The sequence below is a fragment of the Myxococcus hansupus genome, assembly GCF_000280925.3.
In the GTDB taxonomy this organism is placed as follows: domain Bacteria; phylum Myxococcota; class Myxococcia; order Myxococcales; family Myxococcaceae; genus Myxococcus; species Myxococcus hansupus.
Genome location: NZ_CP012109.1, coordinates 8,332,849 through 8,353,535, shown reverse-complemented (window position 1 = coordinate 8,353,535; position 20,687 = coordinate 8,332,849). Strand labels below are relative to the sequence as shown.

The window sequence follows — 20,687 nt, the reverse complement described above, 5'->3', positions numbered from 1 at the left end:
CCCCGCCCCCGCTGGCCAGCGGCGAGCGATTTGAAACCTGAATCAAGCTTCAACTTCCTGGAAACGAAAAGCGCCGCGTCGTCTCCGACGCGGCGCGGCAAGGACACCCCGTTCGCGAGCTACCCCAGCGCGGCGGTGATGACCCCGCCCAGGCGGCGCATGCCCTCGGTAATCAGGTCAGGCGGGCGGTTGGAGTAGTTGAGGCGCATGAACTCCGGGCGCGGGTTGTTGGCGAAGAAGGGGCCGCCGGGCACGAAGGCCACCTTCTCCTCCACCGCCTTGGCCAGCAGGGCCTGCGCGTCCAGCCCGCCTGGCAGCTCCACCCACAGGAACATGCCGCCTTCGGGGTGCGTCCAGCGCGTCCCCGCGGGCATGTACTTCTCCAGGGCGTCCAGCATGGCTTGGGCGCGCTCGCCGTAGACGGGGCGCAGCGCCTCCAGGTGGGCCGCGTAGTCGAAGCGGGCCAGCAGCTTCACCACCGCGCGCTGGGCCAGCGTGGCGGTGTGCAGGTCCGTGGACTGCTTGGCGACGGCCAGGCTGCGCACGAAGTCCCGCGGACCCACCGCCCAGCCCAGGCGCATGCCCGGAGCCAGCGTCTTGGAGAAGGTGCCCAGCGAGACGACGACACCCTCGTCGTCGAAGGAGGCCAGGGACGGCAGGTGCTCGCCGCGGAAGCGCAGCTCGCCGTACGGGTCGTCCTCCAGGATGAGGAAGCGGTGCTGCTGCGCCAGCCGCACCAGCTCGCGCCGCCGCTCCAGGGAGAGCGTGGTGCCCTTGGGGTTCTGGAAGTTGGCGACCACGTACACCAGCTTGGGCTTGTGTGTGGCCAGCAGGCGCTCCAGGTCGTCGGTGCGCATGCCCTGGTCGTCGCTGCCCACGGTGGCGAAGCGCGCCTCGTAGGCGCCGAACGTCTGGAGCGCCGCCAGGTAGCTGGGGTTCTCCACGATGACCAGGTCACCGGGGTCCAGCAGCACCTTGGCCACCAGGTCGATGCCCTGCTGCGAGCCGTTGGTGATCAGCACCTGGTCCGCGTTGGACTGACGGCCACGCTTCTGCAGGTGGCTGCAAATCCACTCGCGCAGCGGGGCGAAGCCCTCGGTGGTGCTGTACTGGAGCGCGGCGCGGCCTTCCGTGGCCAGGGCCTCGGCGTGAGCTTCCGCGATGGCCTCCAGCGGGAAGAGCTCCGGGGCGGGCAGGCCTCCCGCGAAGGAGAGGATGTCCGGCCGTTCAGCGACCTTGAGGATTTCGCGCACCGCGGAGGTCTTGATGCGGGACATCCGTTGGGCCAACCGCCAGACGGGCGGCGGGGGGAGGGGGGCGCTCATCGCGTCAGCGCTCATGGCTCACGCTCCTTTCGGGGGTTCTGGAGACACGTGGACATGCGTGTCTTCCTTCATGGACGTCAGGACGATGGTGGTCTGCGTGCGGGTGACCCCCGCGATGGTGCGCAACGTCCCCACCAGCAACGAGTCGAGCGACCTCGTGTTCGCCGTCTTCACCTTCAGCAGGTACGAGTCCTGGCCCGCCACGCGGTGGCACTCCAGGACGTCCGGCAGCGACAAGACCTTCTTGAGGAACTCGTCGAAGTACTTCGGGTGCTCGATGCTCACCCCGATGAAGGCGGTGATGTCCTTGCCGAGCTTCGCCGCGTCCACCCGGGCCGAGTAGCCCGAGATGACGCCGCGCTCCTCCAACTTGCGAATCCGTTCCGCCACCGCTGGCTGGGACAATTTCACCGCGCGCGCCATCTCCAATTGCGTGGCGCGGGCGTCGCGCTGCAACAGGTCGATGATGCGGAGGTCTTGTTCGTCCAGGTACATGGGGCGCATCGCCTTGATTTTATAAGCGCTTCGGCAAGAACTCAGATAATTTATATTTGAAGCCCCAAGGATGCAACTCCGGGGGTGGCCGAGGGTCGCCCGCGAAACGGTGCGGGCGGCGGGAGCTGGGAGTGTGCGGGGCTGCCGCCGGGCGAGGCCTCGGCTGGACGGCGGGAACGTGTCGCGCCAAGGGCGTGGCGTCATCTGCCCGAGGGCGTGATGACGCCGTGTGGCGTGTGCGGGTGAACGCTGTGCCGCGCCGCGCGTGCTGCCTGGAAACATCTCGCGGGCACTGGCGCGCCGTGCCGCGCGTGCTACCTGGAGACGACGCGAGTTAGCTGGCGCGCCGTGCCGCGCGTGCTACTGGGAGACGACGCGCGGGGGCTGGAGCGCCTCGCCGCGCACTACCTGGAGACGACGCGCGGGCGGTGGCTGCGCCGCGCCGCGCGCACTACCCGGAGACGTCGCGCGTTAGCTGGCGTGCCGCGCCGCGCGTACTACCTGGAGACGTCGCGAGGGAGCTGGCGCGCCGTGAAGCCGCGCTTCTGGAGCAGGTCCACGATGCCGCCCGGCCCCACGACGTGGCCCGCGCCCACGACGACGAAGTGCGTGCGGGGCTCAGCGAGCATCGCTTCCATGCTGCGGGCCATCTGCTGGTTGCGCTCGAAGAAGATGCGCTCGTAGACAGGGCGGTACGTCGGGTCCTCCGCGCCTTCGAGGAGCAACTGGGCGAGCCGCTCCGCGTCACCGGCCTTCCAAGTCCCGATGAGCAGCTCGAGCACCTCCGCGACAGGGCGCTCGCGGCGGAGCTGGTCCCGGAGCATCAGGTCCTGCAGCGGCTCCGGCGTCTCGGCCAACAGGCGAAGCTGGGACTCCGCGGTCTCCAACTCCACGATGTCCATCTGGACGCCGCGCGCGCGGTCGAGGAACGCGCGGTCCACGCCGTGGCCTTGCTGGTAGCCCGCGCGCTGGAACTCCATCACGCCAATCGTCAGTCCCACGAGCCAGGGGCGCAGGCGCTCCAGATTGCGGAGCTCGAGCCCCAGGCGCTCGGCGGTGCTGCCGAGCAGCATCATCGTCTCCGGCTCCAGTCGGTCCGTCAGTCGCTGACCCTTGGGCAGCAGGCCCAGCCCACGCAGCAGCCGCTGCATGTCCGCGGTGTCCACCTTGCCCACGTCGACCTCGACGACGAGCACGTCGGACTTCTCGAACGCGGTCTCCATGGAGGGCGTCAGCGGCAAGGTTCCTTCCTTGCCCAGGTGCACGGAGCCCACCAGGTAGGCGAGCCCGCCCTTCGAGTCCGTCACCTCCCAGAGAAAGGCGAGGCCCGTGTCGGTGGGCGCGGCGGCGTCGGGCGTTGGCGCCGGAGTCGAGGCGCAGCCCAGGCCAAGCCACGTCGAGAGGAGCAGGGAGGTCAGCAGGGAGGATGACTTCATGGCGTGCATGGACCGGCGGTGTTTCCGTTGCGCGGGGACGTCACGAGGACGCACCGTGCGAGGCGCCGCGAGAGCGCGGCGTTCCTCGGAGCCCGCGTTCAGTGGCGGGGCGTCTGCGAAGCTTCACTCTACCTCGGTTCGCGCACGCGCCGGTCGCGCCCGTTCCGCCACGCGCCGCGCGGCATGGCCAGACATGGAACGGCGCCCCTTGCGGGGCCACCTGTACTGAACATTCAGGGTAGGCTTCGCATCCGTCAGCGCCGCACGAACGCTGACGCTCTGCGTCGTATGTGCGCTTTGACGCGCGGAGCCATCGACCGTGCTTTGACACCCTCCTTGCCGGGTGCTACCGCTAGGTGAAACATGAATCGGGCTTCAGCTTCTCCAGACCGCTCCGGACCCGTCACGCCGCGAGGCCAGCGGACGCGTGCGAAGCTGTTGAAGGCTGCTGAGTCGGTCTTCGGTGAGAAGGGCTACGAGCGCGCCTCCATCGCGGACATCACGCGCAAGGGTGGCGTGGCGCTCGGAACGTTCTACGTCTACTTCCCCGACAAGCAGTCCATCTTCGTGGAAGTGGTGGACGAGCTGGGCACGCGCCTGCGCCGCCTCATCGCGGAGTCGGTGGCCGGATGCGAAAACCGTGTCGACGTGGAGCGCCAGGGCCTGCGCACCTTCTTCCAGTTCGTGCGCCAGCACCCCAATCTCTATCGCGTGGTGCGGCAGGCGGAGTTCGTGGACGAGGCGTGCTACCGCCGCTACTACGACCGCTTCGCCCGCGGCTACGTGAGTGGCCTCACCCGCGCCATGGAGGCCGGTGAGGTGCGCCGCATGGACCCGGAGGCGCTCGCCTACTGCCTCATGGGCATCAGTGACTTTCTCGGCATGCGCTGGGTCCTCTGGGAGGAAGACCCGGGGCTCGACCGCGTCCTCGACACCGCGATGACGCTCATCTCCCACGGCCTGGACCCGCGTGCGCCGTCCACGGGCCGCAACACCGTGAAGTCCTCCACGGCTTCGAAGGCGAAGCCCAAACCGAAGACCCCGAAGAAGAACACCCTGCGTTCCGCCCGCCGTCCGGCGCGCGGCGCCCGGAGCTGACGAACACCCATGCGATACGCCCAGATTCTCTCCACTGGCCGCTACGTCCCCGAGAAGGTCCTCACCAACGCCGACGTCGAGAAGATTCTCGGTGAGAAGGTGGATGAGTGGCTCCAGCAGAATGTGGGCATCCGCGAGCGCCACATGATGGCGGATGACCAGGTCACCTCCGACCTGTGCGTGGGCGCGGCCCGTCAGGCGCTGGAGCGCTCGGGCACGAAGCCGGAGGAGCTGGACCTCATCATCATCGCCACCGACACGCCCGACTACCTCAGCCCCGCCACCGCCTCCGTGGTGCAGGCGAAGCTGGGCGCGGTGAACGCCGGCACCTACGACCTCAACTGCGCGTGCGCGGGCTGGGTGACGGCGCTGGACGTGGGCTCCAAGACCATCGCCGCGGATGACAGCTACCAGCGCATCCTCGTCGTGGGCGCCTACGGCATGTCGCGCTACATCAACTGGAAGGACAAGAAGACCGCCACCCTGTTCGCGGACGGCGCGGGCGCGGTGGTGCTGGGCGCCAGTGACAAGCCCGGCTTCCTGGGCGCGAAGCTGCTGGCCAACGGCGAGTACCACGACGCGCTGGGCGTCTACACCGGCGGCACCAACCGCCCGGCCACGGCCGAGGCGCTGGAGCTGACCAACGGCAAGCCCGCGGTGCAGTTCGTCCGCAAGTTCCCGGCGACGTTCAACACCGAGCGCTGGCCCATGCTGCTGGACCAGCTCCTCAAGCGGCAGAACCTGAAGCTGGACGACGTGAAGCAGTTCGTCTTCACGCAGCTCAACCTGCGCACCATCGAAGCCACCATGAAGATCCTGGGCCAGCCGATGGAGAAGGCCCACTACACCATGGACAAGTGGGGCTACACCGGTTCGGCCTGCATCCCGATGACGCTGGATGACGCGGTGGTGCAGGGCAAGGTGCAGCGCGGTGACCTCGTGGCCCTGTGTGCCAGCGGCGGCGGGCTCGCCATGGCCTCCGCCCTCTACCGCTGGACGGCCTGAGTCACGCCATGACGGAGGGCGCTCACATGTTCATCGGTGACTGGATGGGCCGTGGTGCCCTGTACTGGCCCGACCACGTCGCGGTGGTGGACGTGGCCCGTGGCGACGCGGGCCGCTTCACCTACCGCGCGATGAACGCGCGCGCCACCGCGCTGGGCGGCTGGCTGCGGGACGTGGCCGGCGTGAAGAAGGGTGACCGGGTGGGCATCGTCGCCCACAACGGCGTGGAGTACCTGGACGCGCTGTTCGCCTGCGCCAAGATTGGCGCCGTCTTCGTCCCGTACAACTGGCGGCTGCACGCCGCCGAGCTGACGGACCTGGTGCGCTCCATCCGCCCCAGCGTCCTCCTCTTCGGCGACGAGTTCCGCGACACCGTGGCGGACGTCCGCGAGCGCCTGGGCGGCGGCCCTCGCCTGGTCGCGCTGGAGCCCCAGGGGCTGCCCGGCGCGGACGTGTATGAAACAACGTTGTCGCATGTGTCGGCGTCGCCGGTGACACAGGACGCGGTGTCCGAGGAGGACATCCTGTGTCTGATTTTCACGGGCGGCACCACCGGGCGCTCCAAGGGCGCGCGCGTCAGCTACCGCATGGTGGCGTGGAACACGCTCAACACGCTCGTCCACGAAGTGCGGCCCGGTGATGTCACGGTGACGCACACGCCCATGTTTCACACGGGCGGCTTGCTCGTGTACACGCTGCCGCTGCTCACCGTGGGCGGCACCGTGGTGTTGATGCGGCGGTGGGAGCCGGACGCGCTGCTGGACCTCATCCCGCGTGAGAAGGTGTCGCTCTTCTTCGCCGTGCCCACGCAGTACCAGCAGCTCATGGAGTCGCCGCGCTTCAGGACGACGGACTTCGTCTCGGTGCGCTTCATGACCAGCGGCGGCGCGGCGCTGCCGGTGCCGCTCATCCAGGCGTGGCAGGCGGTGCACCCGGTGCCCTTCAAGCAGGGCTTCGGCATGACGGAGTTCGGCCCGGGCCTGTTCAGCATGGGGCCGGAGTACGCGGTGTCGAAGGCGGGCTCCATTGGCCGGCCCAACTACTTCATCGCCGCGAAGCTGGTGGATGACGACGGCCGCGAGGTGGCCACGGGCGAGGTGGGCGAGCTCATCCTCAAGGGGCCCTCCATGTGCTCCGGCTACTTCGAGGACGAGGCGGCCACGCGCGAGGCCATCGACCCGGACGGCTGGTTGCACACGGGCGACCTCGCGCGCATGGACGCGGACGGCTTCTTCACCATCGCCGGGCGCAAGAAGGACATGTTCATCTCCGGCGGCGAGAACATCTACCCGCTGGAGCTGGAGGCCGCGCTCTACGAGCACCCCGAGGTGGCGCAATGCGCCGTGGTCGGCGTGCCCGACGAGAAGTGGGGCGAAGTGGGCCGGGCCTATGTCGTGCTGAAACCGGATGGGAAGGTTTCGGCGGAGGCGTTGTTGGAGCACCTGCGCGGCCGGGTGGCGCGCTTCAAGGTGCCCAAGCGCGTGGAGCTGCTGGAGCGCCTGCCCATCTCCGCGGCCGGCAAGATTCTCAAGCGCGAGCTTCGCGAGGCGGCGGTCGCCTCGGACACGGACAAGCCGCGTCATTGAGTGTGAACGCACCTTGATGGACGGGCCACCGCCACCGGTGGCTCGCTACCTGTCGACTGTCGCGTCAGCCCGGCGATGCCGCCGGAAGAGGAGGAGCAACCATGAACAAGAAGCTGCTGTCCGCGGTGATGACGTCTGCGCTGTGTCTGGTCGGTTGTGGTGAGGCGGACCCGATCAACCCTGGCCCCGACGGCAACAACTCCCCCAACCTGAGCACGGCGCAGGGCATCCAGACGTTCCTGGAAGGCAAGACGCTGACGATGCGCGGGGATGACATTCCCAGCCATCCGAACGGCTTCAGCGAAGACGTCAACTTCGGTGCCAGCTCGCAGTGCTACCAGAGCGTCACCATGACGGTGCAGGGCGGCAACTTCCGCGTCGACAGCGTTCCGGGCACCATCGAAGGCGCGCCGAACGCGGGCCAGACGGGAACCTGCAACCCGGAGGTCGCGCAGAACCCGCTGTCCTTCACCTCCACCGTGGTGAGCATCGAGAACGTGTCCGCGGACGGCGAGTGCTTCGACGTCGCGTTCACCTTCCCGGGCTTCCGTCAGGTGGGCCGCGGCTCGTTCTCCGCGGATCAGCGCAAGCTGGACCTGGAGCTCTTCTTCGAGGGCGGCGCCACGGGCGCCAACTGCGCGGCGGGCGGCGTCGGCTCGGCCTCGGTGAACCAGGTCATCGGCGGCAACTCGCAGCCGTTCACCGGCAACGCGGTGCAGAGCTACGTCATCAGCGGCAGCTAGCCTGAGTCTCTCCGGAAGGGAGGCGTGCTCCTCCTCCCTTCCGTGTGGGGCCCGTGCCCGGAGGGACTTCCGTGTGGCGCGGGCGCAGGGGTGGAAAACGGCCTCGCGAGGCGGGCAGTCCGCGGGCCATGGAAGCAACGAGCTCGCAGACGTTCGCAGTCCGGCGTGACGGCCGGAAGCGCCCCCTGGCGTGGGGCCGAGGTGTTTATGGCACGGTGGTGGTTGTCCGAGGCACGCAGGACGGCGCGGCGCTCCGCGGGCGTATTGGCGTTGGCGCTGGCGGGTGTGTCGCTCCCGGCCGCGGCGCAGAGCACGCCGGTTCCCGGCTTGTATTTCGGTGAGTGGAACAACGAGGAGAACCGCGACGAGGACGCGAAGCCGCGCGAGTTCACCCTCATCAACTACTTCTTCACGCGGCTCTCGGTGCAGAACCAGGTGGGCGACCCGGCCGGCCTTCGCGGCGTGGCGCTGGGCCCCATTGGCCTGCCCGCCGGAAGCGCGGTGCGCGCCGAGCCCGGCCTGTCCGCGTACTTCATCGAGCAGCGGTGGATTCCCGTCATCGAGTACAGCCCCCACTTCGTGGACGGGCTGGCGTCGTTCCGGGCGCAGTTCGAAATCGACTACATGTGGGGCCGGTCGGCCAACGCGCTCCAGCAGAACGAGGGCGGCGGCTTCAACGCCGACCAGGTCAACATCCAGACGAAGAACGTCAACGTCGCGCTGTACCCCACGCGCAAGCCGCGCGAGCTGACGATTCTGGTGGGCACGCAGCCCCTCTACGACAACGTCTACGACCCCACGCGCACGCCGCTGTCGGACATCACCCGCACCGGCTACAAGATGAGCTTCGTGGGCAGCGACGCCACGGGTATCTCCATCTTCAGCGGCTACAAGGGCCTGGCCAAGCTGAGCCTGATGCCGCTGGGCAGCGCGCAGGCGGACAAGGCCACGCGCAACGACCCGCGCCTGAAGTTCATCTGGCTCCTCACCGCGGACTACGTGTACCCGGTGCGGCCCAACACCAACGTGGGCGTGTCGCTGTGGCTGCTCAACGACCAGACGAAGGGTGACGCCTACGCCTTCGAGGGCCTGGTGAAGAGCGGTCCATCCTCCACGGGCCTCAACACCTTCACGGGCACGGCGCGCTTCGACATCACGCGGCCCACGGGCAACGTCGTCTACGCGGGCGCCAACTTCAACCACAACATCGACTTCCGCAACGGCCGCTTCGGCGCGTCCGGCTTCGTCATGTACAACGGCGGCAAGTTCGTGAGTGACGACCCGGAGCGCTCCGCCCTCTCCGAGCTCACCATCTCCGGCCTCTCCGCCAACCTGGAGCTGATGTACCAGTGGGGCCGCGGCCCCGCGGACATGCTCACGCTGGAGGGCATGTACACCACCGGCGACGATGACTTGTCCGACAGCCGTTACACCGGCGCCTTCACCCTCAACCAGTACGGCCTGCCGGGCGCGGTGTGGTTCAACCACAAGATGCTCATCCTGTTCCCGTTCACCAGCACGGTGAACAACTACACGGGCGCGGTGACGGACATCTCCAACCAGGGCTACGGCATGCGCGCCGCCATCGCCACCGCGGCGTGGGACGTGGTGCCCAACAAGTTCAACGTCAAGCTGGGCGTGGGCACCGCGACGTCCGACGCGACGCCCGTGCGCTGGACGCCGGAGGTCGAGCGCGGCCGGTACATCGGCACCGAGGTCAACGCGGAGCTGCGCTACCACATCCGCTACCTGATGACGGTGGGCCTGCACGCGGGCTACCTGTTCCGGGGCAGCTTCTACGACGGCTCGCCCACCATCCGGACCAATCCCTTCTCCGCCTTCACCACCTTCACCTGGTACGCGTTCTGACCATGAGCACCTCCCGCGCATTCACCGCCCTGCTCCTCGCGGCGGGGCTCTCCTCCGCCGGTTGCGTGCGCTCGTTCGCGCACCAGCCCGCGCTCTCGTTCCAGGACCTGGACTACACCTCCGAGGGCACGAAGCAGCCCTGGCCGGTGAACCGGATTCCCCTGCCGCGCACCGCGAATCAGTACGGCATGGCCGTGATTCCGGAGATGGCCTACGTCGACATGCCCGGCAGCGGCCCGGACGCCAAGACGGTCGTGTTCATCCACGGCCTGGGCTCGTACCTGAAGTTCTGGCGGGCGCAGCTCGACGCCTTCCAGCAGCAGGGCTACCGCGTCATCGCGGTGGACCTGCCCGGCTTCGGCAAGTCCGACAAGCCCGGCGGCTTCCCGTACACCATGGAGGCCATGGCGGACGCGGTGCTGGAGCTGGTGGACACCCTGGGCGTGGAGAAGCCCGTGCTGGCCGGCCACTCCATGGGCGGGCAGACGTCGCTCTCCTACGCCATCCGCTACCCGGATTCGCTGAGCGCGCTGGTGCTGGCGTCGCCCGCCGGCTTCGAGAAGTTCACCTGGCGGGAGAAGGAGTGGTTCGCGCGGGTGATGAGCACCGAGTTCATCAAGGCCGCGCCCGAGTCCGCCATCTGGGGCAGCGTGCGCCAGGGCAACTTCATGCACTGGCGCCCGGAGCTGGAGTGGTTGATTGAAGAGCGCGTGCGGCTGACGAAGTCACCCGAGTTCGACGCCTACGCCTACGCCAACGTGCGCACGGTGCGGGGCCTGTCCAACAACGACTTCGTGCGCGGCAACCTGCACCGCGTCACCGTGCCCACCGTCATCATCTACGGCACGGATGACCGGCTCATCCCCAACCCCTTCCTCCACGGCGGCGAGGCGCGCGGCATCATGGAGTACGGCGCGTCCCACATTCCGGGGGCGAAGCTGGTGGCCATGGAGGGCTGCGGCCACACCGTGCAACTCGACTGCCCGGAGCGCTTCAACGAAGCGGCCTTCGCCTTCGTGCGTGAAGCGGTGGCGGGGAGCATTCCGGTGCCGGCCGCTCCAGAGAAGCAGGAGGCGCCGACGCCGGACTCGCCCTCCACGCCGTCGTCCGAGCCGCAGTCGCCGGGCACGCTGCCTCCGCCCACGCCGGGCCAGGAAGGCGAGCCGACGCCGGGCGTGCTGCCCGTGCCGTAGCCGGGGCGTGTTGGACCGGTCCACCTCCACCCTGCATCGAGGGTGGAGGTGCCGGGTGCGGAGGGCTACGGGACGCGGTGGTTGACCACCATCTCGTACTGGACGGCCTCGGTCAGGTCCTTCGAGTTGAAGTGGCCGTAGGGGTAGCCCGTGTAGCGCTTCTCGCCGTTCTGCCCGGGGATGCGCGACGTGTACTCGCCATAGACGATGCCATCGAAGCCGATGATTTCGTCCGCCGTGGAGTAGATGGAGTAGATGTACGCGCCCTCGTACCGGCTCTTGGAGCGCAGGTCATTGAGGTACGTCGAGCGGCCGGTGACGCTGCCCCAGAGGAGGTAGCCCGGGTACAGGCCGTTGGTGGAGCCGCAGGTCGGCGTGGACGGGCCGGACATGTAACAAGACGTCAGGCCCAGGTTGGCGCCGGCGATGCCGACGAAGGTGTCGACCGAGGACGTGAGCGGCGCTCCCACGTTGTACGAGCCGCCGTCCGCCGCGTCGTGGGCCGTTCCACCCATGATGGCCTTGCGCGCCAGCGTCACGCCCATGGAGTGGGCGACGATGTCCACCTTCGAGGCGCCCGTGTACGCCTTCACCGCCTCGATGAACTTGCGAACCTTCATCACGTTCGCCTTCGAGTGGTACTGGTTCGGCGACTGGAGCGCGTTCGCCGGGCCCCACGTCGTCGCGTACAGCTCGCTCGTCTTGTAGCCCCGCGACTGGAAGTACTCGATGGAGTTCGTCCAGCCCGTCTGGCCGAAGACCGAGCCCACCGCCTTGTCCGAGTTGCCGTGGATGAAGATGACGGGCTGCTTCGTCACGGTGTCATTCGCGTGTTCCTTGCCGCCGAAGCTTCCGCCCGAGAGCTCCGCGCGAACGAAGTCGTAGCTGTTGTACCCGTTGGCGGACAGCCAGCTCCGGAAGTGCGTCGTGGCGCCGGAGGTGGAGACCGCTGCGGCCTCCACCGCGCCGAGTTCCTCTTCGTGCGGCGCGATGTCCTCGCCGCAGCCAGTGGTGATGCCAAGCAGCAGCGTGCTCGCGATATACAGCGAAGGCCTCAGTCGCATGGGCATACTCCTTCGTTTGTTTTTGGAAGACGCGTCCGGAACGAGTCGTGTTCTCGAGCGCGATACACAGTCTAGAGACATCTCGCTCTCGCGTCTTCCGCTGACTGGACGTGCGCGGACGTTGTCGCGTTGCGTCGCGTGGTAATCAACGGGCCATGCGCGCACGCAAGGTCGTCATCCCCAAAGCGGGTGGGTACGAGCAGCTCCACCTTGAAGAGGTGAATCAGGATTCACCTGGATTCGGTGAGGTCCGGGTGGCCACCGAGGCCATCGGGGTGAACTATGCGGACTGCGTCATCCGCATGGGGCTGTACGCCTCCGCGAAGGAGTACGTGGGGTGGCCCATCACCCCCGGCTTCGAGTTCGCCGGCCACGTGGAGGCCGTGGGGCCGGGAGTGGAAGACCTGGCACCCGGAGCGCGGGTGTTCGGCGTGACGCGCTTTGGGGGTTACGCCACCCACGTCACGGTGCCCCGTCACCAGTTGTTCACATTGCCCGCGCGGCTGAGCATGGAGCAGGCCGCGGGGTTCCCCACGGTGTTCCTCACCGCGTACTACGCGCTGTTCGAACTGGCGCACCCGCGGCCGGGGGCCAACGTGCTGGTGCACTCGGCGGCGGGCGGCGTGGGCGGGGCGCTGCTCCAACTGGGGCGCATCGCCGGGTGCCGGATGGTGGGGGTGGTGGGTGGGACGCACAAGGTGGAGACGGCCCGCGCGCAGGGGGCGGAGGTCGTCATCGACAAGAGCCGGGAGGACTTGTGGCGCGCGGCGAAGTTGGCGGCGCCCAAGGGGTATGACGTGGTGCTGGACGCGAACGGGCCGTCCACGCTGCGCGACAGCTACAAGCACCTGGCGTCGCCTGGGAAGCTGGTCATCTATGGCTTCCACTCCATGCTGCCTCGCACCGGTGGACGGCCGAACTACGCGAAGCTCGCTTGGGACTGGCTGCGGACGCCTCGGTTCGATCCGCTCTCGCTCACCAACGACAACACCAGTGTGATGGCGTTCAACCTGTCGTACCTGTTCGAGCAGCGCGCCGTGCTGGAGGAGTCCATGGCGCGGCTGCTGGGCTGGTTGGACGAAGGGAAGCTGGTGCCGCCGCCGGTGAAGGCGTATCCGCTGGACGCGGTGGCGGAAGCGCATCGGGCGCTGGAGTCCGGTGGCACGGTGGGGAAGCTGGTGCTGGTGCCGTGAGCGCGGGCGCGGGGTGTGGCCAGGACGCGCCTTGGGCTCATCCCTGTGGAAGCGCCGCCCCGCGGCTGGACGGAGGCTCCGGGGCCCATCGCAGCACGCGTCCTCCGGGTAGCCTCAAGGCCCACAGGAATCGGTGCGTCGTGTCGTGACGTCGGATGATGAGTGCGAAGCCCCGGCGTCGCACCGCCTCGCCCGCGGGTGTCATCTTCCACGTGATGTCGAAGTCGAGGAGGTTCCTGGACAGCCTGCCCGGCAGTCGGCCTTCGGCTTGAAGCGCTTGTGCGAAGCGGCGGCCATCCGCGTGTGCGTCTGGGTTCACGGAGATGGGATGGGCCCGGGCCCATGTCTCGAAGTTGTGCGCGAAGTCCGGGCCCAATGCCGCCGCCAGGACGGGCCAGGCTCGCTCCACGCTCCGACGCCGCTTGGAAATCAAGGACTGCGCCGCCGCGAGGACACGGGACGCGTCGAACCCGGCTGGCACGGGAGCGCCCACTCCGAGCGCGCGCACCAGTTCCTCCTGCTCCCGCGCCAGTCGCTCCCTCGCGCTCATGAATGGCGCTCCCTGTCCTCGGGGATGAACTCGCGTCCGAGGGTGGCGCCACTGAGCTTCGTTGTTGGCTCGGTGTGCGGATGAGCGCCATCACGCGTGGCGTGTGGCTCGGTGCTGCGGGCGCCACCGAGCTTCGTTGTCGGCTCGGCGTGCGGATGAGCACCATCACGCGTAGCGGGCGGCGCGGGGTTCCGGGCGCCGCCGGGCGTCGTTGACGGCTCGGTGTGCGGATGGGCGCGTGCGTGCTTCGCTTCTGCGTGGCGAGCGATGCCGCGCTCGAGCGCCTGCTCCATCCACGTCAGCTCGGCGGCGAGTTCGGCCTCGGGCGGAAAGCGGTCATCGCGCTCGAGCATCACGGGCACGGGGCCCAGCCGCGCGGCCAGTCGCTCCAGCAGCGCGAGCGGGCCCTCGGGGAGCGGATGCGCGTGGGTGTCGTGGTACAGCCCACCGCGCTGGATGCCGCCAGCCACATGCACATAGGCCAGCCGTTCCCGAGGCACGGCGGCGAGCACCGCGTCCGCGTCCGTCCCGTGGTTGAGCACCTGGGCATGGAGGTTGGCCACGTCCAGGAGCAGCGACGCCTGGGTGTGCGCGAGCACCCCTCGCAACAGGTCCGCCTCATGGAAAGCGGCGTCGGGCCACTCGAACAACGACGCCACGTTCTCCAGCGCGAGCGGCACTGGCAGCGCGGCTTCGGCGAGCCGGATGTTCTCGGTCAGCACCTCCAATGCTTCCTCGGAGCGCTGCACAGGCAGCAGGTGTCCTGACTCGAGTCCTCCCGCGCGGACGAACGCCAGGTGCTCGCTGACGCAGACGGCGCCCAGCCGCTCTGACAGCCGCGCCAACCCGTCGAGGCGGCGCGGCTCGGGAGGTTCCGCCGAGCCCAGCCCCAACGAGACGGCGTGCAACACCACGGGGACGCCGCGCTCGCGAAGCCGGACGAGCGGCTCGGGGAGGGGACCCGTTGGTGAGAGGTGCTCGGCGAGGACCTCGACGAAGCCGAGCCCCTGCCAGCGGTCGATGAAGTGCGCCAGCTCCCGGCGCCAACCAATGCCGACGCCCCGAAGCCCGAGCGCCGTCAATCCCCACCTCCGCAGCCCCCACAACCGCCCCCTCCACCGCAACTGCTGCTGTCACTCCCACAGCCGCCGCTCGACGATGACGTGCCCGTCGAGAGCGAATTGCCCAGGAGGTGACGGGGCAGCAGCGCGAAGTCACCCACGGTCATCACGTCCAGGCCGTAGAGGGCCACCGCCAAGCACAAGGCGTTACTGCTCAGGGCCTGGGGGGACTCCGCGCCACGGCTCGATTCCTGGAGCGGCCTCTGCTCCTCGCGCAGGGTTCGGTAGACGGAGGCTCCCAGTCGGCTGGTCCACACCGGACGCATCAGGATCACGAGCCCTACCACTCCGGCGACGCAGAGGAGGCACAGGAAGAGGACGGGCTTGCCGCGCTCCACGCCCAGGAGAATCTTGGAGAATCCCAGCAGGAGCACGAAGAGCATCGGCAGGGGCGGAAGCCACCGGGCCCAGAGCGCCTGGGTGCCGCTGACCAACCAGCCGCGCTGGCTCAAGTTGCGTTTGAGCCGCCCGAAGGCGGGCTGGACCCTTTCGACGAGCTTGTCGTTGCTGTCCTCCTGCTCTTTGATCGCTTCATGAACGAGCCGCTCCACGGGCGAGGCGAACTTGCTTTGAGCGCCCGTCGTGACCAGGAGACCGTCCTCCACCTTGAGCGCCTTCTGGTGGAGCAGCTTGGCCAGGGCCGTATGCACGACGGCCTTGGGTCCTGACAGCATCGCGACCTCGAAGGGGTCCCACGTTGCCGGCAGCGGCTGAAGGCTGCCCCCGGGAGCGCGCAGCAGCCACCTCAGGGTGAAGCCCAGCGCCATGGCGCCGAGGCTCAACGCCATGAACACCTTCAGAAACTGCGGGCCCGGCAGGTTCAGGAAGTCCATCGGTGCGCCCTCCCAGTCGGTTCGCTCCCTGATGAAATGCTGTCGGGCGGGAGTGACAGTCCTCGCCCGCGACAGTTTCGTGACATCCGGGTGCCACTGGAGCGCCACGGGGTGGCGCCAATCGTGCAGCATAGCCTGGGCGGTGGGACGCGTCTTCCCGTCACGAACCGGGTTAGCGTGGAGGCCATGCCCATCGTTCACGACTGGCTGGCCCGCCGTGCGGCACTGGCGCCCGAGCGGACCGCGCTCATCGACGCCCAACACGGTGAGCGACACATCTCCTTTCGGGAGTGGAATGCCTCGGCCTCCCGCACCGCGGCGTTCCTGCACCATGCGCTGGGCGTGGGGCGGGGCGACCGGGTCGCGGTGCTCGCGTACAACGGCGTCGAGTTCCTCGACCTCTTCTTCGCCTGCGCGAAGTTGGGCGCCATCCTCCAGCCGCTCAACTGGCGGTTGAGCGCTTCGGAGCTGGGCAGCCTGCTCGCGGACGCCGAGCCCTCCGTGTTCGTCTTCGGCCCTGAGTTCCGTGCCCAGGCGGAGGCGGTCCGGCCTGGGGCGGCGTTCGTGAAGCACTGGCTGAGTCTGGCGTCACCGGGCCTAGGGGAGCGGGCCTTCTCCGAGCGCGACGGGCAGAAGGATGTTTCCCTTCCCGCGCTGGAGTTGGAGGCGGATGCGCCGTGGGTGCTCTGTTACACGGGCGGCAGCACGGGGCTGCCCAAGGCGGCGGTGCTCACTCATGGCTCCATCACCGCGAACGCGGTGAACACCGTCATGGGGTGGGGGCTCACGGCGGGGGATGTGGCGCTGCTCAACGCGCCGCTGTTCCACGCGGGAGGGCTGAGCGTCTTCACCGCGCCGCTGGTGTACGTGGGCGGCGCGTCGGTGGTGTGCCGGAGCTTCGATGTGGAGGGCGTGTTCGACCTCGTGCAGCGCGGCGTGGTGAACCTCGTGTTCGGCGTGCCCACCATGTTCATCGAGATGCAGCGCCACCCGCGCTTCGATGCGGTGGACCTGTCGCGCGTCAAGTTGGTCATCAGCGGCGGCGCGCCGTGCCCGGAGCCCGTGTTCGAGCGTTTCTTCGCGCGGGGCGTGGACTTCAAGACGGGCTACGGCCTCACCGAGGCGGGGCCCAACAACTTCTGGCTGCCGCCGGAGGACGTGCGCCGCAAGCCGGGGGCGGTGGGCGTGCCGCTGTTCCACGTCGAGGCCCGCATCGAAGGGGAAGCGCAGCCGGGGGACGTGGGGGAGCTGCTGTTGCGGGGGCCGCACCTGTGCGCGGGGTATTGGCGCAGGCCCGAGGACACCGCGCGCACGTTCGCGGGGGGCTGGTTGCACACGGGGGACCTGGCGGTGCGGGACGCGGAAGGGTGCTTCCGCATCGTGGGGCGGAGCAAGGACCTCATCATCTCGGGTGGGGAGAACATCTATCCGTCGGAAGTGGAGAGTGTCCTCGCGGGACACCCCGAGGTGGCGGAGGTGGCTGTGATTGGCGTCGTGGACCCGAAGTGGGGCGAGACGCCGCGAGCGCTCGTCGTCGCCCGGCCGGGCACCGCGCCGTCCGCCGAGGCGCTGCTGGCGTTCTGCGACGGACGGCTGGCCCGCTACAAGACGCCGAAGTCGGTGCGCTTCATCGATGCGCTACCAAGGACCTCGGCGGGCAAGGTCGACCGGCGGGCCCTGAGCGCCACGCACGGCGCGCCCTGAGTTGCCCACAAGTTCTCCCCGCGCCCCGGCTCTCAAGCCCGCGCGGTGAAGCGCGCGGCCACGTGAATCATGAGCGCGGACGAACGTGCACGCCGACGGACAGGATTCGCATGGTGCGAACATCCACGGCGTAGGTCGTGACGTCCAGGAGTGGCTTGCCGGAGCGGGCCTCGACAGAGAGGCCGGGTGGGGGAGGGCAGACCGCATCATTTGGGGTGAACTGGACGAGGACCACGCCTTCCGGCCCTGGCGCGGACATCACGTCGTAGGACTGCTGCTGATGGAGGCAGGCTTCGTCGGGTGGGATGCCGGCGGGCAGCGGCGCCCCGCGCGGGAGGAAGTCCTCCAGGGCGAGCTGAATGGCGGCGGCGGTGTTTCCATCCAGATGGAGCATCCCTTCTGCTGGGAGCTCGAGTGGGAAGCTGAAGCGTGCCGCTTCTTGAGCCGGCGCCCGGGGAATGGGCGCGGGAGCCGTGACGCAGGCCAGGGACAAGGCACCGAGCCCGAGAAGCGAAGAGGGGCGGATGGGCGTCATGGCAGTTGCACCGCCAGGATGCGCCAGGCTTGCGTGTCCACCGCGTAGGTGGCGCCCATGTCGTTGACGGCGCCTTCCTGCATGCAGGCACCGGGGCTGACGGAGAATCGGACGAGCAGGATTCCCTCTGTCGAAGGCGCCGTGCGCACGTCGTAGGACTGCCGCTGGTTCAGACACACCTCCACGGCGGACGCGTCCTCGGGCAAGCGGACATGTCGTGGCCGGAAATCATCCATGGCCAGTTGAATGGCGGCCGCCGTTGCCGCGGGGACCTCGCGCCGGGTATCCGCGGGCAAGGCATCGGGGAACTTGAACCACGCCGCTTCCGCAGGAGGAACACGAGGTAGAGGGCCGGGCCGGGTGGCGCAGCCGGCGAGCATGATGCAGGACAGGAGCACCTTGAGCTTCATTCCGTCACCGTGGTGATGCGGCCCGTGGCTTTATCGTCAGGCAGGATGTGTCCGACGAGCCGCCACTGCTTGTCCACCCGGACGTACAGCTCGCCGGGCCGAGGCTCGTTCGCGTAGGGGACGAGCTTGTGGATGATGCACCGGGCGTCGAACTGGATGCGAATGAAGTATCGCTGGGTGTTCGCTCTCCGGTCTTCTTCGGACATGGGGGACGGGAACCACGGGTGGCTGTGGTAGTCCGCGATGACCGAGGCCCGCCCACGCTCATCGCGGATGCTCATGGGGGCATAACAAGTCTTCCGCTTGCTGGGCCCCACGGGGCGTCTGGGGCCGAGTGGTGAGGGGAAGCTGGCGTGGTAGACCCCATCGCCCAGGGTGTAGAGCGCGCCGCAATACTCCTGGCCATAGTCGCGGTCCATCGCGCCCGGCAACTTCATGATGGCGGGGCAGAGCTGGTCGATGACCTCGTCGATGTCGTTGGAGGGAACGATGGCCTCCCACGGCCCTCGGACCCAGACGCGCCGGGAGGCGGACGTCGTGAATCCATAGTGCTCGGCTTCGCGAGGCATCCACGGTGCGCTGGAGCAACTTGCGAGCAAGACGCTGGCGAGCAGCACACCTCGTTCGTGGCGCATGCCCGCCAGGATACCAGCGGGCGCCCACCGGCTCTCAAGCCCGCGCGGTGAAGCGCGCGGCCAGCTCCTTCAGCTTGGAGGCCCGGGCGTGCAGGTCCTCCACTGCGCGGGCAATCTGTTGCACGCCGGCCACCGACTCCGTCGAGCGCGCCGACAGCGCGTGGATGCGTCCGGCGATGTGCTCGCCCGACTCGGACTGGCGCGTGTTCTCGTCCGCCATCCGCTCCACCGTCCCGCCAATCTCATTCACGCTGGCCAGCAGCCGTGACAGCGCGTTGCCCGCCGTGGAGGACATGCCCAGGCCCTCGTGCACCATCGTGGTGCCCTGGCGCATCAGCTCCGCCGCCGCGCGCATGTCCGCTTCGCTCCGGGCCAGCATCGTCTGCACCTGCCCCGCGGCGTCGCGCGTCCGGTTCGCCAGCTTGCGCACCTCGCCCGCCACCACCGAGAAGCCCTTGCCGTGCTGGCCCGCGCGCGCCGCCTCGATGGCCGTGTTCACCGCGAGCAACTGCGTCTCCTCCGCCACCTGCTGGATGAGCCGCAGCATCTCCGCCGTCACCCGGCCCGAGGCCTGCAACCGCTCCACCGTCGTCGCCGAGCGCTCCACCACCCCGGCCATCTCCTCCATCTTCCTCAGCGCCTGCCCCACCGCCTCGCCGCCCTCGCGCGCCACCGCGCCCGTCGCCACCGCCGTCTTCGCCGCCGTGCGAGCCGTCTCCGCGCCCTGGGACACCCGCGCGCTCATGCCCTGCACTGTCTCCGCCGCGCGCTGCAGCGAGTCCGACTGTTCCCGCGTCGCCACGGTCAGCGTGTCCGCGGACGTGCGGATGCGCTCGGCGTCCAACGCCGTGGCCCCCGCCGCCTCCACCAGCGCGCGCACCACCTCGTGCAACCCGCCCACCATGGTGTTGAAGGCCGCCGAGAGCTGGCCCACCTCGTCGGAGGAGCGCACCTCCACCCGCGCGTCCAAATCCCCCCGCGCCACGCGCCGCGCCGCCTGCGCCAGCTCCTGCACCGGCCGCACCACCCGCCGCGACAGGTACACGCCCGCCAGCAGCGCCAGCAGCAGCGCGCCGCCCACCGCCACGAGGATGCGCTGGCGCACCGCCGCGACCTCCCGCTCGACGTCCTCCACGTACACGCCCGTGCCCAGCACCCAGCCCCAGGGCGCGAAGAGCTTCACGTAGCTCTCCTTCGGAATGGCCTCTGGCGAGCCCGGCCGCGTGGCCTCGTAGGACACCGCGCCCGCGCCCTGCGCCCGCGCCAACCGGACGATGTCCACGAACACCGGCTTGCCGCGCACGTCGCGGTAGCCCCGCAGGTCCTTGCCCAGCATGTCCGGCAGGTGCGGGTGCATGACCAGGCGCGTGTCCAGGTCGTTGACCCAGAAGTACTCCACCCCGGAGTAGCGCAGCCGCGCCAGCAGCGCCGCCGCCTGCTCCTGCGCCTCCTGTCGCGTCAGCGAGCCGTCGCGCTCCCGGGCCTCGTAGACCTCCAGCACGCCATAGGCCGTCTCCACCGCCTGCTTCAGCCCCAGGATGCGGTCCTCGCGAAGCTGCTCGCGCAGCTCCGGCAGCACGAACCCCAGGATGACCAGCAGCAATGGCAACGCCACCACGCCCATGGCCACGCACAGCTTCACCAGCAGATTCCGGCCGACTGACATCGCCGCGCAGCGTAGCCCCCAGCACGCCGCGCCGCTCTGTTACCTGAGTCTGGAAATACCCCCAGTCTGGGTTCCCAGCGGCTTTCGCACACCCGGTGAGGTTTTCCCGGATGTTCCAAGCCCTGTATTTCCGGATAGATATGGAGCCCGGCTGAGCCCTTACGCGCACGTTGAAAACATGAACCAACCCTAGAGGGCGGGACAGCGTGCAGGACTCGACGGAACC

At 68.9% G+C, this 20,687-nt stretch carries 19 protein-coding genes; 8 read left to right on the top strand and 11 right to left on the bottom strand.

The annotated features are described in order from the left end of the window. Positions 1–119 precede the first annotated feature (119 nt). From A176_RS32935 to A176_RS32925, 3 genes are all read right to left on the bottom strand, one after another. Positions 120–1,340: an aminotransferase-like domain-containing protein gene (locus A176_RS32935; RefSeq protein ID WP_002637598.1), complete on the bottom strand. Its 1,221-nt coding sequence runs from the start codon at positions 1,338–1,340 to the stop codon at positions 120–122. A 3-nt stretch (positions 1,341–1,343) separates the two neighbouring features. Continuing rightward, positions 1,344–1,820, bottom strand: a complete 477-nt coding sequence (locus tag A176_RS32930) for an Lrp/AsnC family transcriptional regulator (RefSeq protein WP_002637597.1) — start codon at positions 1,818–1,820, stop codon at positions 1,344–1,346. A gap of 497 nt (positions 1,821–2,317) precedes the next feature. Next, positions 2,318–3,256, bottom strand: a complete 939-nt coding sequence (locus A176_RS32925) for a TraB/GumN family protein (protein WP_226994060.1) — start codon at positions 3,254–3,256, stop codon at positions 2,318–2,320. Between the two features lie 363 nt (positions 3,257–3,619). Here A176_RS32925 and A176_RS32920 point away from each other — a divergent pair, with 363 nt between their 5' ends. The 6 genes from A176_RS32920 to A176_RS32895 all read left to right on the top strand — a co-directional run bounded on the left by A176_RS32920 (position 3,620) and on the right by A176_RS32895 (position 10,750). After that, the gene (locus A176_RS32920; protein ID WP_002637595.1) at positions 3,620–4,354 is read left to right on the top strand and encodes a TetR/AcrR family transcriptional regulator; all 735 of its coding nucleotides are present in this window, start codon (positions 3,620–3,622) and stop codon (positions 4,352–4,354) included. A 9-nt stretch (positions 4,355–4,363) separates the two neighbouring features. Beyond that, entirely contained in the window at positions 4,364–5,359 is a 996-nt protein-coding gene (locus A176_RS32915; protein WP_002637594.1) for a 3-oxoacyl-ACP synthase III family protein, read from the top strand. Between the two features lie 26 nt (positions 5,360–5,385). Then, positions 5,386–6,945, top strand: coding sequence for an acyl-CoA synthetase (locus A176_RS32910; protein ID WP_002637593.1), 1,560 nt, complete (start codon positions 5,386–5,388; stop codon positions 6,943–6,945). 101 nt (positions 6,946–7,046) lie between these two features. After that, positions 7,047–7,688, top strand: coding sequence for a hypothetical protein (locus A176_RS32905; RefSeq protein WP_002637592.1), 642 nt, complete (start codon positions 7,047–7,049; stop codon positions 7,686–7,688). 207 nt (positions 7,689–7,895) lie between these two features. Beyond that, the gene (locus A176_RS32900; protein WP_002637591.1) at positions 7,896–9,557 is read left to right on the top strand and encodes a hypothetical protein; all 1,662 of its coding nucleotides are present in this window, start codon (positions 7,896–7,898) and stop codon (positions 9,555–9,557) included. Between the two features lie 2 nt (positions 9,558–9,559). Beyond that, a complete protein-coding gene (locus A176_RS32895; RefSeq protein WP_002637590.1) occupies positions 9,560–10,750 on the top strand; it encodes an alpha/beta fold hydrolase in 1,191 nt (396 codons plus the stop codon). 65 nt (positions 10,751–10,815) lie between these two features. On the opposite strand, the gene A176_RS32890 is transcribed toward A176_RS32895, so the two are convergent. Beyond that, the gene (locus tag A176_RS32890) at positions 10,816–11,814 is read right to left on the bottom strand and encodes a lipase family protein (protein WP_002637589.1); all 999 of its coding nucleotides are present in this window, start codon (positions 11,812–11,814) and stop codon (positions 10,816–10,818) included. Between the two features lie 155 nt (positions 11,815–11,969). Between A176_RS32890 and A176_RS32885 the strand changes: the two genes are divergently transcribed. Then, complete coding sequence (locus tag A176_RS32885; RefSeq protein ID WP_021781298.1) at positions 11,970–13,007, top strand: synaptic vesicle VAT-1 family membrane protein; 1,038 nt, start codon at positions 11,970–11,972, stop codon at positions 13,005–13,007. Positions 13,008–13,044: 37 nt separating this feature from the next. On the opposite strand, the gene A176_RS32880 is transcribed toward A176_RS32885, so the two are convergent. From A176_RS32880 to A176_RS32870, 3 genes are read right to left on the bottom strand one after another with little or no spacing between them, the layout of a single operon-like run. Then, positions 13,045–13,557 (bottom strand): SCO6045 C-terminal-like domain-containing protein, encoded by a 513-nt coding sequence (locus tag A176_RS32880; RefSeq protein WP_002639677.1) that lies wholly within the window; start codon positions 13,555–13,557, stop codon positions 13,045–13,047. Beyond that, on the bottom strand, positions 13,554–14,639 hold the full coding sequence (locus A176_RS32875) for an MbnB/TglH/ChrH family RiPP precursor modification enzyme (protein WP_002639678.1): 1,086 nt from the start codon (positions 14,637–14,639) through the stop codon (positions 13,554–13,556). The genes A176_RS32880 and A176_RS32875 overlap by 4 nt, the downstream gene beginning before the upstream one ends. Continuing rightward, entirely contained in the window at positions 14,636–15,511 is an 876-nt protein-coding gene (locus A176_RS32870; RefSeq protein ID WP_002639679.1) for a TIGR04222 domain-containing membrane protein, read from the bottom strand. The genes A176_RS32875 and A176_RS32870 overlap by 4 nt, the downstream gene beginning before the upstream one ends. Positions 15,512–15,697: 186 nt before the next feature. Between A176_RS32870 and A176_RS32865 the strand changes: the two genes are divergently transcribed. Continuing rightward, positions 15,698–17,215: an acyl-CoA synthetase gene (locus A176_RS32865; RefSeq protein ID WP_044890192.1), complete on the top strand. Its 1,518-nt coding sequence runs from the start codon at positions 15,698–15,700 to the stop codon at positions 17,213–17,215. 67 nt (positions 17,216–17,282) lie between these two features. Here A176_RS32865 and A176_RS32860 read toward each other — a convergent pair whose 3' ends face one another. Genes A176_RS32860 through A176_RS32845 form a run of 4 tightly spaced genes read right to left on the bottom strand, consistent with a single transcriptional unit; the run spans position 17,283 to position 20,461 of the window. Further along, a complete protein-coding gene (locus tag A176_RS32860; protein ID WP_044890191.1) occupies positions 17,283–17,750 on the bottom strand; it encodes a hypothetical protein in 468 nt (155 codons plus the stop codon). Then, on the bottom strand, positions 17,747–18,160 hold the full coding sequence (locus A176_RS32855; RefSeq protein WP_002639682.1) for a flagellar basal body L-ring protein FlgH: 414 nt from the start codon (positions 18,158–18,160) through the stop codon (positions 17,747–17,749). The genes A176_RS32860 and A176_RS32855 overlap by 4 nt, the downstream gene beginning before the upstream one ends. Next, positions 18,157–18,795 carry a hypothetical protein gene (locus A176_RS32850; RefSeq protein ID WP_002639683.1) on the bottom strand — a complete coding sequence of 213 codons (639 nt, stop codon included), beginning with the start codon at positions 18,793–18,795 and terminating at the stop codon, positions 18,157–18,159. Before A176_RS32850 ends, A176_RS32855 begins: the two co-directional genes overlap by 4 nt. Before the next feature lie 34 nt (positions 18,796–18,829). Beyond that, positions 18,830–20,461, bottom strand: a complete 1,632-nt coding sequence (locus tag A176_RS32845) for a methyl-accepting chemotaxis protein (RefSeq protein WP_044890190.1) — start codon at positions 20,459–20,461, stop codon at positions 18,830–18,832. Positions 20,462–20,687: the final 226 nt, after the last annotated feature.